Raw genomic sequence first — 15,363 nt, forward strand, 5'->3', positions numbered from 1 at the left:
CACAGATGTATCGGTGGCGATGTAGTTTTCCGCCATGACGACAGACGAGTCCGACCTCCCCGCCGGCCCGGTGGAGGGCCTGAGCCCCGTGTCCCGGACCGCGCTGGCGGTGGCCCGGGTGCGGGCGTACGAGAGCGCCCGGGCGGAGCCGCTGTTCACCGACCCGTACGCGCTCGCGTTCCTCGCCGCGGCCGGTGCGGAGCGCCCCACCGAAGGACCGGTCGGGCCGTTCGCCCGGCGGCTGGTCGCGCACGGCATCCTGCGCACCCGGTACTACGACGACCGGCTGCTCGCCGCTGGGACGGAACAGGTCGTGCTGCTCGCCGCCGGGCTGGACGCCCGGGCCCACCGCCTCGAATGGCCGGACGGGACGAGGCTGTTCGAGCTCGACCTGCCGCCCGTGCTGGCCTTCAAGGAGCGGGTCCTCGCCGAGCACGGCGCCCGGGCGCGGTGCGCGCGCACCGTCGTGCCTGCCGACCTCACCGATCCGGCCTGGCCCGACCTGCTGGTCGACGCCGGCTTCGACCCCGACCGGCCCACCGCCTGGCTCGCCGAGGGCCTGCTGGTCTACCTGGAGAGCGACCAGGCCGCCGAACTCCTCACGGCCGTCGGCCGGTTGTCCGCCCCTGGCAGCCGACTGCTGCTCGAACAGGGCCGCGACGTCACCGGCACGCCCGTCGAGGAGGGCCTGACCGGGATGACCGACCTGTGGCGCGGCGGCCTCGGCCCCGGCACCGGCGACTGGCTCGACGCGCACGGCTGGACCACCGCCTTCACCGCGCTCGCCGACCTCGCCGCCGCTCTCGGCCGCCCCCTCCCGCCGACCGTCTCGTCCGCCGGTGGCAGTGGCCCGGTGGGCGGGACGGGGCCCGGTTTCCTGGAAGCCCAACGGAACTGACGGTCCGTCGGGCGGACGGCGATCCGCCGCCGACCGGTGAGGTGAACCGGACGGCGGCGGAAGGCCGTTGGAGGTGAAGGGATCAGGAAGTCGCGGTGCAGGCCACCGTGGTGGCGGCCGACGCCGAGGCGTCCGTCCGGGTCGCCTGGACGCCGAAGCCGGTCGACGCGTTCGGGGCCAGCACGCCGTTGTAGGCGAGGTCGGTGGCCGTCACGACCTGGCCGCTGCGGCTCACGTTCGCGCTCCAACTCCCGCTGATCTGCAGGCTGCTGGGCCACGACCAGGACACCTGCCAGCCCTTCGTCGGCGCGCTGCCGGTGTTGGTGACGGTCACCGTCGCGGTCAGGCCGCTGCCCCAGTCGTTCAGCGAGACCACCGCCGAGCACCCGGCATTGCCCCCGCCGCCCGGTGAGGTGGTCGCCGACACCGCCGCCGAGGCCGCCGACACGTTGCCCGCCGCGTCCTTCGCCCGGACCGTGTAGCTGTACGTCGTCGCCGCGCTCAACCCGCTGTCGCTGTACGAGGTTCCGGTGACGGACGCCACCTTCACCCCACCCCGGTACACGTCGTAGCCGGTCACCGCCGTGTCGTCCGTCGACGCCGTCCAGGACAGCGACACGCTGCTCGCCGTGCTGCCTGTCACCGTCAACCCGCCGGGCACGGAAGGCGCCTGGACGTCACCGGTGCCGCCACCGCCGCCACCGCCGAAGTTCGGGGCCTTGATCGAGGCGAGGTAGGCGTCCTTGACGGTGTTCACCGTCGTCCAGTCGTCGTTCAGGATGCCGCCGGTGTCACCGGAGTTGGGGTTCCACGACCAGAACGTCCACTGGAAGGAGTCCGCACCGGCCGTTGCCGTCGGGCGCAGGTACTGCACCAGCGCCTTCAACCAGGTCTGGTCGACGGCGGACTGGAGCGTGGTGCCGAACTCGCCGACCCACACCGGGGCGATGTTCTGGTTGAACAGGTAGCCCCAGTTCTTGTCCCAGATGCCCGGCATGTTGGACGGGAAGCTCGGGTCGGAGAACCAGGTCTGCTGCGCCACGCTGGTCGCGTAGTCGTGCGCGGAGTACACCACCCGGTCGGCGACGCTCAGTTGGACCGGGTACTGGCCCGCGCCCTGCAGGTTGCCGCCCCACCAGTAGGAGCTGCCGTTGAAGCTCTGCACGCCCTCGACGAAGACCAGCAGCTTCGGGTTGGCCGACAGTACCGCCTCGCCGCCTCGCTGCGCCGCCAGCCGCCAGTCGGTGGCCTGGTCGCCGCAGCCCCAACAGGCCGGGTCGTGCGGCTCGTTGTGCAGGTCGATGCCGATCACCGCGGAGTTCCCGGCGTACCGGGCGGCGATCGACTTCAGGTTCGCCAACCAGGTCGACTCCGGCACCGCCGAGGTGTACCAGAGCGCCGACTGCCCGCCGGAGTCCGGGCGGTGGCGGTCCAGGATCACCTTCATGCCGATGCTGCCGGCGTAGTTGACCAGCTTGTCCATCACGCCGAGCGAGTTGAGGCCGACCAGGTCGGCGTTCATCCCGCTCGACGTGTTGATGCTGCTCGGAGAGGTGCCCTTGAAGATGTCGTCGCTGTACGGCATCCGGATGGTGTTGTAGCCCAGCGACTTCATCTGGTCGATCATCGACTTGTAGTCGCGGCTCCACAGGCCGTGGGGCACGTAGTTGGAGGTCTCGAAGCCGAACCAGTTGATGCCGGCGATCCGGACCGGGTTGCCAGCCTCGTCCAGGATCCGCCGCCCGCTGGTGTGCCAGTAGCCGGAACCGGCGGTGGCGGTGGTCGCGGCGGTGGCGGAGGCGGTGCTGCCCGCCGCGGAGGGAGCGGCGTGCGCGGCCGGGGCCGCCGGGAGGAGCAGGGCGGCCGCGAGGGCGCCGACGGCCAGGGCCGCGAGCCGGTGCGACAGGCGCCGGCGCAGGGAGGTGCGCATGGGGCTCGTTCCTCTCTGGACGCGTGGGGACGTCCGGGTGGGGGAGAGGGGGAGGAGTGGAACGCGAAAGGGAGCGCTCCCACAACTGAGTGGTGTGGCTGGGCACATGAAGCCAGATGGGGGATTGTTCGTCAAGAAACCTGGGAGCGCTCCCAATGGGAGTGGGGGAGCGGCGGGCGAGGCGCTGAAACGTACACGCCCCCGGGGGTCAGGGGCGGCCGCGCCACTGGAGGAGGGCGAGGGCGGCGCCGACCTCGACGGGGTGCTCGGCGAGCGGGCGGGGGAGCAGCAGGTCGGCGCGGGCCAGCCGGCGCAGCAGGGTGTTGCGGTGGGTGAAGAGCCGGGCGGCGGCGCGGGTGGCGTTGCACTGCTCGGCGAGGAACGCGCGTACGGTGTCGGCGAGTTCGGGCGGTGCGGTCTCCAGCGCGCCGAGGGTGCGTTTGACGAAGCGGTCGGCCCGTTCGGGGTCGGTGCTGAGCAGGGAGACGAGTTCCACCTCGTGGTGGAAGGCCAGCCGGGCGGGCGAGGTGAGGCGGACCAGCAGCTGCTGGGTGGTCAGGGCGTCGAGGTGGCTGCGGCGGAAGCCGTCCAGGCCCGGGGCGGTGGAGCCGACCGCGACCCGGACGTCCGGCAGCAGTTCCAGGGTGGCGTGGACCCGGTCGCGGTCGGGGCGGCCGTCCACCCAGAGCCAGCGGGTGGCGGTGCCGGCCAGGACGCTCAGTGCACGCGGCCGGTCGGCGGACTCGGCGAGCGCGTCGGCGGCCCGGTCGAGCTGCTGCAGGTCGGTGTCGGTGGCGTCGGTCCAGACGATCGCGGCGGTGTGCGTGCCCTGCAGCCGGTAGCCCAGCCGGCGTTCGGCGCGCTCCCGGGTGATCGGCGCGCCCTCCAGCAGCAGGGTGACGGTCTCCCGGCGCTCCGCGTGGGTGCCGCGGGTCAGCTCGTCCCGTTCGGCGCGCATCCGGACCGAGATCGCGCCCACGGTGTCGTCCAGGAAGGCGGAGATGGAGCGCAGCGACACGTCGAGGAGTTCGCGCAGCTCCTGCGGGTCGGTGGTGAGGGTGCAGGCGAGCTGCGTCCAGAGCCGCACGGCGGTGCTCTCGCCGACCCGGTAGGCGTCCAGGGCGGATTCGTCCAGGCCGCGCCGGACCATGTCCCGGGCCACGGCCAGCGGGGCCTCGGTGTCGTTGGCGGGGACGGGCTCGCCCGGGGCGCGGACGTTGGAGGCGGCCCAGAACAGCAGGTTGGAGCGGTTGGTGCGGCGCGTCCCCGCGGCCAGCACCGGGTCGGCGGCGATCTGCTGCCGGGACTCGCCCGCCAGGACCGCCGCGTCCAGCTCGGCGAGCCACTCGGGCGGCGGAGTGAGCGCGAGCTCGGCCCCGCAGCGGATCAGCTCCCGCACCCGGGGCGACGGTGGTGGCCACGACATGCGGTTCATCGTAGCGGTGCGGATCGTCACCCATGGCGCGCCCGGACGGTGCAGTCTGCACCTTGCCGGGCCACTCCGGCCGGTACCACCATGAACCCACTCCCGCCGCGCTGCCGCGGAGCCGCCCTCGACGTACGCCGGAGTCGCCCGTGTCCCCCACCTCTTCCCCCGCTGCCGCCGGTGCCGCCGCGGACTCCGCCGTCGAACACCTGGACGTCCTCGTCGTCGGGGCCGGTATCTCGGGCATCGGCGTCGCGCGGTACCTGAAGACCGAACTGCCGGCGAAGAGCTTCGCCGTCCTGGAGGGGCGCGGGGCGTCCGGCGGGACGTGGGACCTGTTCCGCTACCCCGGCATCCGCTCGGACTCCGACCTGCACACCTTCGGCTACGAGTTCAAGCCCTGGCGCGACCGGCAGTCGATCGCCGACGCGCCCCGGATCCTCGCCTACCTCCGGCAGACCGCCGCCGAGAACGGCATCGATGCGCACATCCGCTACCACCACCAAGTGCTCGGCGCGTCCTGGTCGACCGACCGGGCGCGCTGGACGGTCGAGGTCGAGCGCACCGACACCGGCGAGCGCACCACGCTGACCTGCGGCTGGCTGTTCAGCGCGGGCGGCTACTACCGCTACGACGAGGGCCACACCCCGCACTTCGAGGGCCGCGAGCAGTTCCGGGGCACCATCGTCCACCCCCAGCACTGGCCCGCGGAGCTGGACTACGCGGGCAAGCGCGTGGTGGTGATCGGCAGCGGCGCGACCGCCGTCACCGTCGTCCCCGCGATGGCCGCCACCGCCGGGCACGTGACCATGCTGCAGCGCACCCCGAGCTACGTCATGCCGGTGCCGCGCAAGGACGTGATCGCCAACGCGTTGAAGCTCCTGCTCGGCCCGCGGCGCGGCTACGCGCTGACCCGGCGCAAGAACATCGCCCAGCAGCGGCTGGTCTGGTCGTTCTGCCGCAAGCACCCGAAGGCCGCGCGCCGCCTGATCCGCTGGGTCAACTCCCGGATGCTGCCCGCCGGTTACCCCGTCGACGAGCACTTCAACCCGCCGTACGACCCGTGGGACCAGCGGCTGTGCGCCGTCCCCGACGGCGACCTGTTCCGGGCGATCCGGGCGGGCCGCGCCTCGGTGGTCACCGACCGGATCGCCGGCTTCACCGAAACGGGCCTGCGGCTGGAGTCCGGCCGGGAGTTGGCGGCGGACGTGGTCGTCACCGCCACCGGCCTCAACGTCCAGGCCTTCGGCGGCCTGCGGCTCACCGTCGACGGCCGGGAGGTGCGGCTCGCCGACACCCTGGCCTACAAGGGCATGATGCTCTCCGGCGTGCCGAACTTCGCCTTCGCGATCGGCTACACCAACTCCTCCTGGACGCTGAAGATCGGCCTGCTGTGCGAGCACTTCTGCCGCCTGCTGGCCCACCTGGACGCCCACGGCCACGACACCTGCCGCCCCGAGCCCGCCGACCCCGACATGCCGACCCGCCCCTTCCTCGACTTCGGCGCCGGGTACGTCCGGCGCGCCGTCGACTCGCTGCCCCGCCAGGGCGACCGGATGCCGTGGCTGACCTCGATGGACTACCGCGACGACGTCCGGCTCCTCCGCTCCGGCACCGTCGCCGACCCCGAACTGCACTGCTCCCGCTCCGCCGACCGGGCCCGGGTGGACGTGTGAGGCGGGCCGTACCGCCCGTTCCGGCTGGGTTCGGGCGGAACGGGCGCCGAGGGATCAGGAGTTGAGGGCCGACCACTTCCAAGTGCCGTTGACCCGGACGTACAGGCGCTGGTTCGCGGTGTCGACGGCGAGGGTGCCGTTGGCCGGCTGCTTGCTGAAGGAGGCGTCCGAGACCGGGCCGTTGACCAGGCGCAGCGGCGGGTTGGGTGCGTTGGTCGCGGGTACCGTGTTGCCGCCCTGGCTACCGGTGTTGGCGTAGGTGTTCTCCAGCCGGAAGTCGCCCGCGCTGCCGGTCTGGTAGTACACGTGGTGCCCGGTCGGCGCGGTGCCGTACAGGCCGACCACGTCGCGCAGCACCGCCGTGGTGCCCGGCCCCGCGTACAGGTCGATGCCCGAATTGACGGTCGCCACCGAGCCGTTGGCGATCAGCACGTTCTCCAGGCTGGAGGCGACCGGCGCCCAGCCGATGATGTTCTGCGGCGTCGCGGCGCTGCCGGCGGCGAAGTTGCCCGCGTAGCAGTAGATGTTGCGGGCGTGCACGTGCTTGCTGGACGCGTCGACCTTGAAGTGCGGGCCGCCCTGCATCTGCGAGGTCTCGAACTTGCAGTCCGTGACGTAAATGCCGTTCGGGTTGTTGGAGTTGCTGCCCGCGGTGATCCACAGCGCGCCGGTGCCGAACGCCTCGAACCGGCAGCCGACCACGTGCACCTGGTTGGTGTTGTCGACGCTGGAACCCCACCCGGTGATGGCCGAGGCGTTGCGCAGCCACATGTTGGGCTTGCTGGAGTTCGCCGGGCCGGTGCTGGACTCCACGACCAGGTTGGCGAAGCGCGAGTCCCACAGCTCCACGCCGTCGACGCAGATGTCGAGGTTGTTGGTGATGTAGACGTCCCGGACGACGGTGTTGTCGTTGTAGTACAGCTCCAGGACCAGGCCGGACCTGTTGTTGCCGTTGAAGCCCAGGTCCTCCACCGCGCAGTAACGCCGGTGCGTGGCGCCGCTGTTGTCCGGTCCCGCGCCCGAGATCCGGAGCAGGATGCCGTCCGCGCCCTTCACCAGCATCGCGGCCTTGCTGCTCGCGCCGACCAGCCGGATGCCGTTGCCGCCGACCGTGAGCGCGGGCGTGCCGCCGTTCGGCTTCACCAGGTAGCGGCCGCCCGGGAAGTACACCGTGCCCCCGCCCGCCGCGGCCGCCGCGTCCAGCGCGCCCTGGACGGCGGCCGTGTCGTCGGTGGTCCCGTCGCCGACCGCGCCGTGGTCCCGGACACTGAACCAGTCGCCCGCCCCGCCGGTGGTCGTCCCCGCGGCGGCGGCGCTGCCACTGCCGGCGGCGACGGTCGCGCCCGCGACGCCCGCCACCGCGCCGGTCAGCAGTGCGCGACGGCGCAGCGCGTCCGTCCTGGTGCTGCGGCCGGATGCGTCCTTGGTCATTCGAGGCCCCCCTCTGCGATCGCCCGGGCGTGTCCCGGGCGCACGGCAAGATCGCACGGACACGGAGCAACGGTCAATGACAGAACGGTGGAGGGTGGGGGCAAGAGGATGCTGATGATTCGTCAGGAAAGCTGTGGTGGCAGCCAGTTGTAGGTTTCGGCGGACCGGTCGAGCAGAACCCGGGTGGGGAGCCGGCCGGCCAGGGCGAGGGCGGTGTCGCGGAGGGCGGTGCCCGGCCGGGAGCGGATCGCCACCAGGCGTCCCACGGTGCGCGAGCCGGCCACGATCCGGGAGGTCCGGGGCAGGCGGGCGGCGGTGTAGGCGGCGAGGGCGGCAGCCGGGTCGGGGACGGGGGTTGGGTCGGGGGCGGAGCCGGGGCGGGCTGCGGCGGCCAGGACGAGGGCGTCCTCGACGGCCTGGCAGGCGCCCTGGCCCTGGAACGGCGACATGGCGTGCGCGGCGTCGCCGAGCAGGGCGACCCGGCCGCGGTGGAAGGCGGGCAGGGGCGCCGCCGACTCCAGCACGTCGTGGCGCAGCACCCGGTCCGGCGCGACCTGCCGCAGCAACTCCGGGACGGGCGCGCACCAGGAGCCGAAGCGGCGCAGCAGTTCGGCGTGCTCGTCGCCGTCGGCGGCCCGCCCGCCGGCCGGGGCGAGGGCCGCCGCGTACAGGTACACCCGGCCGGCGGCCAGCGGGACGACGCCCACCAGCGCGCCGCGTCCCCACACCTCGCCGACGGCGGCCGGGGCCTGCGCGGGGCGGTCGATGACGGTCCGCCAGGTGGTGAACCCCGAGTAGTGCGGCCCCGGGTGGTCCGGGAACAGCGTGCCCCTGGTCGCGGAGCGCAGGCCGTCGGCGCCCACCACGAGGGCGGCCCGCCGCTCGCCGTCCGGGGTGGTGACGACGGCGGGCCGGAGCGCGTCGCCGGGATCGGTCAGCGCGGCCGGGGAACCGGTACGGACGGTGCCGGGCGGGAGGGCGTCCAGCAGGGCGGCGATCAGCTCGGCCCGGGCGACGGCGAGCACCGGGTCGCCGAAGTGCGCCTCGACCGCGCCGGTGTCGGTGCGTGCCAGCCAGCGCCCCGATGGCCGCCGCAGCCCGACCGCCGGATGCGTCACGGCGAGCGCGCGCAGTCGGGCGCCGAGGCCGAGCGCGTCCAGGGCGCGCAGGGCGTTGGGCGCGAGGGTCAGCCCGGCCCCGACCGGCTCCAGGCTCGCCGCGCGCTCGTGGACGGTGACCGGCAGGCCGCGGCGGTGCAGGGCGAGGGCGGCGGTCAGGCCGCCGATGCCGCCGCCGATGACGATCGCGTGCGGGTGGCTGGTCCAGCTCATGGCAGTGCCTTCCCTTTGCCGACTACAGGTGTAGTGTGCGGCTCCGCGGTCGAGCGTACTACTCCTGTAGTTCCGGGGGAGGGTGGCGGGGGTGAGCTGGTTTTGGGGAGCGGGCGGGGCGCGGGGCATGATCGGGGGGTGACCGTGCCGCGCCCCGTCCTGATCGCCGATGCCGCGATCGTCGTCATCGCCGAACGCGGCCTGCGCGGCCTGACCCACCGTGCCGTGGACGAGGCGGCCGGACTGCCCACCGGCTCCACCTCCAACCTGGCCCGGACCCGCTCGGCGCTGCTCGAACTGGCGCTGGTGCGGATCGCCGAGGTCGAGGCGGGCAGCCTGACGGGCGGCACGGTGCCGGGCGGGGGCGGGGGCGGGGCATCCGGCGGTGGCGAGGCGGTTGGCGGGGTGGCCGACGGGGCAGTCGGCGGGACGGTCGACGCGGCGCGGGAACTGTTCGTGGGCGTGATCGCGGACGGGCTGCACCACGCGCTCACGGCCGGGCGGGTGCTGACCGTCGCGCGGATCGAACTCGCGCTGGAGGCCGCCCGGCGGCCCGAACTGCGCGTCGTCTACGACCGGCTGGGGGCGGGCTTCCTGGCGGTGGCGGTCGCGCTGCTGGAGCGCTGCGGGGCGGCGGACCCGGTCGCGGACGCCCGGCGCCTGGTGCGCTGGTGCGAGGGCGTCCTGTTCAACGGGACGGCGGGCAGCGGCCACGCGCACCCACCGACCCGGGCGGAACTCGCCGCCGACGCCTCCCGCTACCTCGACGCGCTGCTGGCAGGGTAACGGCGGGGCACGGGGCAGCGGCGGGACACGGGGGAGCGGCGGCCGGGCGGAGGGCTCGCGCCGGGGAGTCGGTAAGCGCTTTCCCGTTGGGTGGAGACGGGGGTCGTGGGTACGGGGGACTCCGACAAGATCGACGGGCGGAAGCTGGTAGCTGTCCCCACCCCGCGGGCTCCGTCCGGGTGGAAAGGATGGAGGTCCGGCCGACCATGTCGACGGGTGGTGTGCGGCGGTGGGTGCCGTCGGCGCTCCCGTGCGGTGGCGGCGAGGGTCCAGAACCGAGGAGACCGATGACCGTCCGTGAGATCAAGCCCGGCAACCGTGGCTTCCTGTACGTCAACTGCCACCCGCAGGGCTGCGCCGACGTGGTCGACGACCTGTGGCGGCGCACCCCCGGACCGGTCGCGGCGGCGGAGGAAGCGGCGGCGGAGGAAGCGGCGGCGGAGACGGGTGCGGGCGCGGGAACGGGCTCGGGTGCGGGCTCGGGTGCGGGCGCGGGAACGGGCTCGGAGCGGCCGGTCGCGCTGATCATCGGCTCCAGTGCCGGGTACGGTCTCGCGGCCACGGTGGGGGCGCTGCGCACCTACGGGATGCGGGGGCTCGGGATCGCCTTCGAGGCGCCGGAGACCGAGCGGCGGACCGCCTCGGCGGGCTGGTACCGGACCGCCCGGGTGGCCGAACTGGCCGGTGCGGGGAGCGGGTTCGCGTTCCTCAACGCCGACGCGTTCTCGGCCGGGGCGAAGCAGCGGGCGCTCGACCACCTGGCCGAGCGGTACGGCCGGGTCGATCACGTCCTCTACAGCGTGGCCGCGCCGCGGCGGACCGATCCGGCGACCGGCGAGGTGCACCACTCGGTGATCAAGCCGCTGGGCTCCGCGTACCGGGCCAAGACGCTGCAGTACGAGGGCGACACGCCGACGGTCGGTGCGCTGGAGCTGGAGCCGGCCACCGAGGCGGAGCGGGCGGCGACCGAGCAGGTGATGGGCGGCGCGGACTGGGAGCTGTGGATCGAGGCCCTGCTGGAGCGCGGGCTGGTCGGGGAGGGCTTCCGCACGGCGGCGCTGTCCTACGTCGGCTCCGAGCTGACCGCGCCGATCTACCGGGCCGGGACGATCGGCGCCGCCAAGCAGCACCTGGAGGACACCGCCCGCCGCCTGCACGCCCGGCTGGCCCCGCTCGGCGGGCAGGCCCACACCGTGGTGGCGGGCGCGGCGGTGACCCAGGCGTCCACCGCGATCCCGTCCATCGCCCTCTACACGGGTCTGCTCCGGGCCGTTCTCGGCGACGGTTTCCGGAGCACCGCCGACCAGGCCGCCGACCTGTGGCGGCAGCTCACCGGCGCGGCCCCGCTGCGGCTCGACGCGGAGCAGCGGGTCCGGCTGGACGGCTGGGAGTTGGACCCGAAGGTGCAGGAGGAGGTGCACGCGCGCTGGGCCGCCGCGGACCCCGGGTCGGTGGCCGGGCTGGCGGACACCGAGTGGTTCCGGGCCGAGGTCGGCCGGCTCTACGGCTGGCACGTGCCGGGCACCGACTACACCACCCCGGTCGAGACCACCGTCCCCTGGCCGAACGGCAGTTGAGGGCTGTCGATCGGCCGGCCGGTCGGTCCGGGGTTCCTGTTTCGGGCCCCGGAGCGGCCGGTCAGTCGTCGGTGTCGGTGCCGGTGCCGGGGGCGTTGTCGGTGCTGGTGTCGGTGTCGGTGGACGCGTCGAACCAGTCGCGGCCGGCCGCCCAGTGGGTGACCCAGTCCGTGAAGCCGAGGGCGGCGGTGGTGCGGCCGAAGTCGGCTTCGGACGGGCCGCCGTAGGGGGCGGCGCCCTCGCCGGTGTCCAGCCAGAGGCGGCCGCGCTGCGGGCCGGTGACCACCAGGTGCCAGTACATGCCGCAGCCCTCGGTGCCGAGCACGATCGAGCCGTGGTCGGTGACCCGGCCCACCAGGTCGTCGAACTCGTCCTCGGGGGTGTCCTCGTCGTCCTCCCAGAGCCAGGCGGCGTCGAGCGGGAACGGCTGCGACAGGTCGCGCTCCGGTCGGCCGGCGCCCCAGTCGGAGGGCAGGTCGGCGAGGGCGACCAGGCCGTACTCGGGCGGGCCGGCGGGTGAGCCGTCGGCGATCTCCGCGACGAAGGTGCGGTAGGGCTCGGGCAGGACGACGCCGTGCGCGGCCTCGAAGGCGTGCACGCCCGCCCAGCCGAGAGCGGTGTCGCTACGGCCGTCGGCCGCGAACGCGGCCCGCAGGGCAGCCAGTTCGGCCGGATCGGGAGACTCGGTGTTCATGGGCCATGCCTACCACGGCGGTCGGACGCCGGACCGGTGGGCTGCGGGCGGACGGTGGGCTGCGCCGGTGCGCGGGCGCTGTGCGCGGCGGTCCGTCAACCGGCCGGGAATGGACATCTGTTGGGGTGCTGTCGACCGAGTAGTGGCCAGAATCCGCTGTGGTCGCGTCGGTTGGCGGTGGAATCCGACAGTTCGCTTACCGTGAAGGACTCTTGACGGTCTGTGTGTTTTTTGAAAATCTCTCCGGGGTCTGGGCCGACGGCTCCCGCCGTGCGGGTGGGGACCGATGCTGATCCGGCGGTGCGCAGGGGGAGGTCGATCGGTCCGACAGGAAAGCGCACTGTATACGGATCGTCGAATCGAGCAGCCCCATGTCCCTGCCGTCAGTCGTGCCCGCGTCTCCCTTTCAGCAGGGCATCTGGTTCACCGAGCGCCTTGCCGAGGTGCACGGGGCGTACCACCTCGCGGTGCGCCTGTCCTTCGCGCGGGTGGACGAGGAGGCGCTCGCGCGGGCGGTGGCGGTGGTGGTGGAGCGGCACGCCGCGTTGCGGCAGGGGTTGGTGGAGCAGGGCGGCGAGATCGTGCTGGTGCCCGCGCCCGTGCCGGTGCTGGAGGTCGTGGACGGGGCGGCCGGGGAAGCGCTGGACGGGCTGCTGCGGGCCGAGTGGTCCCGGCCGTTCGAGCCCGGGGCGGCCCCGGCGCGGTTCCGGCTGTTCCGGGGCGCGGACGGGGCGGCCGACCTACTGGTGACGGTCCATCACGCCGTCTTCGACGGCGAGTCCAAGGACGTGCTGCTCGCCGACCTGGCGGCGGCCTACGCCGGGCACGTGGTCGGGGGCGAGGGTGGGGTCGGGGTCGGGACCGGTGCGGCGGTCGGTGCGGGGGAGGACGTCGGGTGGGTGCCGCCGAGCGCCGAGCAGGTGCGGCGGGCCGCCGAGTGGTTCGGGCCGCGGTGGGCGGCGGCCACGGAGCCGGTGCTGCCCGGACTGCCCCGGGCCGTCACGACCGCCGCGCCGGGCGAGCAGGTGCGGTGGCTGCTGGACGCCGGGGCGCGGGCGCGGGTCGCCGGGGCGGCGCGGCGCAGTGGGGTCACCGTCTTCGAGTACCTGCTGGCCGCCCTGCACGGGCTGCTGCTGCGCTACGGCGGCGGGTCGGTGCCGGTCTCGGTCCCGCTGTCCGCCCGGACGCCCGAACTGGACGGTCGGATCGGCCTGTTCGTGAACGAGTTGCCGGTGTGCGCGCCGGCCGGCGTCGATACCGGGACGCCGTTCGCGGCGTACGCGCGGGCGGTCCGGGCCGAGGCGCGGGCCGGGTACCCGTTCCGGACGGTGCCGTTCGCCGCCGCGGTGCCCGGGCTAGGTCCCCGGGTGGCGCTGGCCCCCGTCTCGTTCGGCTACCGCCGTTCGGCAGAAGGCGAGTTGCTTTTCCCGGATGGCGAAGTCCGGGTGGACCGGGCGGTGTTCACCGGCGCGGCCCGCAACACCCTGCACCTGCAGGTGGTGGACAGCGCCGACGGCCTGTGCTTCTCCCTCCAGTACGCCCCCTCCGTGCTCGCCGCCGAGGCCGCCGACCGGATCGCCGGACACTTCCGCACCCTGCTGGACGGCGCCGTCGCCGACCCCGAAGTTCCGCTCGGCGAGCTGCCGTTGCTGACCGCCACCGAAGCCGGGCGGCTGGCCGGGTGGGCCACCGGCGGGCGCGTCCGCATCGACCACGACGCTCCCGGGGGCGCCCGTACCGTGCTCGACCTGGTGCGCGAGCAGGCCCGGCTCCGGCCGGACGCGCGCGCCGTGACCGCCGTGGACAATGAACTGACCTACCGTCAGCTGATAAGAAGAATCGAGGAGTTGGCCGGTCGGCTGCGCACGGCCGGGGTCCGGCCCGGGGACGTGGTGGCACTGCTGGTCGGACGGACGGCCGAGCTGCCCGCCCTGCTGCTGGCCGTGCACGCGGCTGGCGCCGCCTACCTGCCGCTGGACCCGGCGCACCCGAGCGAGCGCTCCGCGTTCGTGCTCGCCGACTCCGGTGCCGCGCTGCTGGTCGCGGACCGCGACCCCGGTCCCGAGCTGGCCGGGTCGGTGCCGGCGGTGCTGCGCCTCGACGGCCCCGGTGCGGAGTCGGGGGAGGACATCGGCGGTGGCGGCCCCGGCCCGGGCCAACTGGCGTACGTGCTGTACACCTCGGGTTCGACCGGCCGGCCGAAGGGCGTGGAGGTCGGGCACCGGGCACTGCTGAACCTGCTGCGCTCCTTCGCGGCGGACCTCGGGTCCGGCCCGCCGGACGTGTGGCTGGGCCTGACCTCGCTCTCCTTCGACATCTCCGGGCTGGAACTGCTGCTGCCGCTGGCCACCGGCGGCCGGCTGGTCCTCGCCGCCGACGGCGCCGCCACCGACGGGCCCGGCCTGCGCGACCTGCTCCGCCGCGAGGGCGTGACGCACGTGCAGGCCACCCCGTCCGGCTGGCGGGTGCTGCTCGGCGGCGGTGCTCCGTCGTCCGCTGCCGGGCGGCCGAACCAGGGAGTCGGGCTGCCGGACGAGGGTGCCGGGCGGCCGGAGGACGGTGGCGTGCTGCCGTTCGGTCTGACGGCGCTGGTCGGCGGCGAGGCGCTGCCGCTCCCGCTGGCCCGTGAACTGCGCGCCGCCGTGGGCCGGTTGATCAACGTGTACGGGCCGACCGAGACCACCGTCTGGTCCACCGCCGCCGAGATCGGCCCGGACCCGGCGGCCGTGCGGATCGGCCGGCCGATCGCCAACACCCGTGCGTACGTGCTCGATCCGGTGCTGCGGCCGCTCCCGGCCGGCGTCCCCGGCGAGCTGTTCCTCGGCGGCGACGGCTTGGCCGAGGGCTACCGGGGCCGCCCCGGGCTGACCGCCGAACGCTTCCTCCCCGACCCGTTCGCCGCGGGCCGACTCCTGGACGGTGCAAGGATGTACCGCACCGGGGACCTCGCCGCCTGGACCGCCGACGGCGAACTCGAGTACCACGGCCGGCTCGACCAGCAGGTGAAGCTGCGCGGCCACCGGATCGAACCGGGCGAGATCGAGTCCGCGCTGCTCGCCCACCCGGCGGTGGCCGAGGCGGCGGTGAGCGTGCACACCCCGCCCGGGGGCGAAGCCGTCCTGGTCGGCCACCTGGTGCCCGGCGCCGCGCCCGTGCCGGACGCCGAGCTGGTCGAGCACCTGCGGCGCACCCTGCCCGCGGTGATGGTGCCGCGCCGCTGGATCCGCCTGGAGCGGATGCCGCTCACCCCCAACGGCAAGCTCGACCGTCGCGCGCTGTCCGCTCTGCCCGAACCGGTGCCGGAGGCGCTGCCGGTGACCTCCGTGGCGGACCCCGACGGTGGTGGTGACGGTGACGGGCTGGCGGCGGCGGTGGCGGAGATCTGGGCGCAGGTGCTCGGGCTGCCCTCGGTCGGGCCGGAGGAGGACCTGTTCGATCTCGGCGGGCACTCGCTGACGATCGTCCAGATCACCTCGCGCATCCGCGAATCGCTGGGCGTGGAACTCGACTTCGACGTGTTCTTCGACGTTCCGACGCCGGTCGGCATCGCCGCCGCCGTCCGCGACGGCCGCTGACCGTCCGGCGGCCGCTGACCGCCCCGGCGGCCGCTCCGC

At 74.4% G+C, this 15,363-nt stretch carries 10 protein-coding genes; 5 read left to right on the plus strand and 5 right to left on the minus strand.

Going from position 1 to position 15,363, the window contains the following annotated elements; genetic code table 11:
- Positions 1 to 34 precede the first annotated feature (34 nt).
- Positions 35 to 898 carry an SAM-dependent methyltransferase gene (locus ACIOHG_RS17825; RefSeq protein ID WP_400951272.1) on the plus strand — a complete coding sequence of 288 codons (864 nt, stop codon included), beginning with the start codon at positions 35 to 37 and terminating at the stop codon, positions 896 to 898.
- Positions 899 to 980: 82 nt separating this feature from the next.
- On the opposite strand, the gene ACIOHG_RS17830 is transcribed toward ACIOHG_RS17825, so the two are convergent.
- Both ACIOHG_RS17830 and ACIOHG_RS17835 read right to left on the minus strand, forming a co-directional pair.
- Positions 981 to 2,828: a cellulase family glycosylhydrolase gene (locus ACIOHG_RS17830; RefSeq protein WP_400951273.1), complete on the minus strand. Its 1,848-nt coding sequence runs from the start codon at positions 2,826 to 2,828 to the stop codon at positions 981 to 983.
- Between the two features lie 208 nt (positions 2,829 to 3,036).
- A complete protein-coding gene (locus tag ACIOHG_RS17835) occupies positions 3,037 to 4,254 on the minus strand; it encodes a PucR family transcriptional regulator (protein WP_400951276.1) in 1,218 nt (405 codons plus the stop codon).
- 149 nt (positions 4,255 to 4,403) lie between these two features.
- Here ACIOHG_RS17835 and ACIOHG_RS17840 point away from each other — a divergent pair, with 149 nt between their 5' ends.
- Entirely contained in the window at positions 4,404 to 5,930 is a 1,527-nt protein-coding gene (locus ACIOHG_RS17840) for a flavin-containing monooxygenase (protein ID WP_400951279.1), read from the plus strand.
- A 54-nt stretch (positions 5,931 to 5,984) separates the two neighbouring features.
- Here ACIOHG_RS17840 and ACIOHG_RS17845 read toward each other — a convergent pair whose 3' ends face one another.
- Positions 5,985 to 7,361 (minus strand): glycosyl hydrolase family 28-related protein, encoded by a 1,377-nt coding sequence (locus ACIOHG_RS17845; protein ID WP_400951282.1) that lies wholly within the window; start codon positions 7,359 to 7,361, stop codon positions 5,985 to 5,987.
- A gap of 122 nt (positions 7,362 to 7,483) precedes the next feature.
- Positions 7,484 to 8,692 carry an FAD-dependent monooxygenase gene (locus tag ACIOHG_RS17850; RefSeq protein ID WP_400951285.1) on the minus strand — a complete coding sequence of 403 codons (1,209 nt, stop codon included), beginning with the start codon at positions 8,690 to 8,692 and terminating at the stop codon, positions 7,484 to 7,486.
- Between the two features lie 138 nt (positions 8,693 to 8,830).
- Between ACIOHG_RS17850 and ACIOHG_RS17855 the strand changes: the two genes are divergently transcribed.
- Both ACIOHG_RS17855 and ACIOHG_RS17860 read left to right on the plus strand, forming a co-directional pair.
- Positions 8,831 to 9,478, plus strand: a complete 648-nt coding sequence (locus ACIOHG_RS17855; RefSeq protein ID WP_400951288.1) for a TetR/AcrR family transcriptional regulator — start codon at positions 8,831 to 8,833, stop codon at positions 9,476 to 9,478.
- A 287-nt stretch (positions 9,479 to 9,765) separates the two neighbouring features.
- Positions 9,766 to 11,055: an enoyl-[acyl-carrier-protein] reductase FabV gene (locus ACIOHG_RS17860; RefSeq protein ID WP_400951290.1), complete on the plus strand. Its 1,290-nt coding sequence runs from the start codon at positions 9,766 to 9,768 to the stop codon at positions 11,053 to 11,055.
- A gap of 61 nt (positions 11,056 to 11,116) precedes the next feature.
- Here the strand turns inward: ACIOHG_RS17860 and ACIOHG_RS17865 are convergent, their stop codons facing one another.
- The gene (locus tag ACIOHG_RS17865; RefSeq protein WP_400951293.1) at positions 11,117 to 11,749 is read right to left on the minus strand and encodes an SMI1/KNR4 family protein; all 633 of its coding nucleotides are present in this window, start codon (positions 11,747 to 11,749) and stop codon (positions 11,117 to 11,119) included.
- Between the two features lie 371 nt (positions 11,750 to 12,120).
- Between ACIOHG_RS17865 and ACIOHG_RS17870 the strand changes: the two genes are divergently transcribed.
- Entirely contained in the window at positions 12,121 to 15,324 is a 3,204-nt protein-coding gene (locus tag ACIOHG_RS17870; protein WP_400951295.1) for an AMP-binding protein, read from the plus strand.
- Positions 15,325 to 15,363: the final 39 nt, after the last annotated feature.

Source organism: Kitasatospora sp. NPDC088134, assembly GCF_044741705.1.
In the GTDB taxonomy this organism is placed as follows: Bacteria; Actinomycetota; Actinomycetes; order Streptomycetales; family Streptomycetaceae; genus Kitasatospora.

Excerpts from the sequence above, each read along its gene's own strand:
- ACIOHG_RS17825 (WP_400951272.1), top strand. The coding sequence starts at position 35 with ATGACGACAGACGAGTCCGACCTCCCCGCCGGCCCGGTGGAGGGCCTG.
- ACIOHG_RS17830 (WP_400951273.1), bottom strand. The coding sequence starts at position 2,828 with ATGCGCACCTCCCTGCGCCGGCGCCTGTCGCACCGGCTCGCGGCCCTG.
- ACIOHG_RS17835 (WP_400951276.1), bottom strand. The coding sequence starts at position 4,254 with ATGTCGTGGCCACCACCGTCGCCCCGGGTGCGGGAGCTGATCCGCTGC.
- ACIOHG_RS17845 (WP_400951282.1), bottom strand. The coding sequence starts at position 7,361 with ATGACCAAGGACGCATCCGGCCGCAGCACCAGGACGGACGCGCTGCGC.
- ACIOHG_RS17850 (WP_400951285.1), bottom strand. The coding sequence starts at position 8,692 with ATGAGCTGGACCAGCCACCCGCACGCGATCGTCATCGGCGGCGGCATC.
- ACIOHG_RS17860 (WP_400951290.1), top strand. The coding sequence starts at position 9,766 with ATGACCGTCCGTGAGATCAAGCCCGGCAACCGTGGCTTCCTGTACGTC.
- ACIOHG_RS17865 (WP_400951293.1), bottom strand. The coding sequence starts at position 11,749 with ATGAACACCGAGTCTCCCGATCCGGCCGAACTGGCTGCCCTGCGGGCC.
- ACIOHG_RS17870 (WP_400951295.1), top strand. The coding sequence starts at position 12,121 with ATGTCCCTGCCGTCAGTCGTGCCCGCGTCTCCCTTTCAGCAGGGCATC.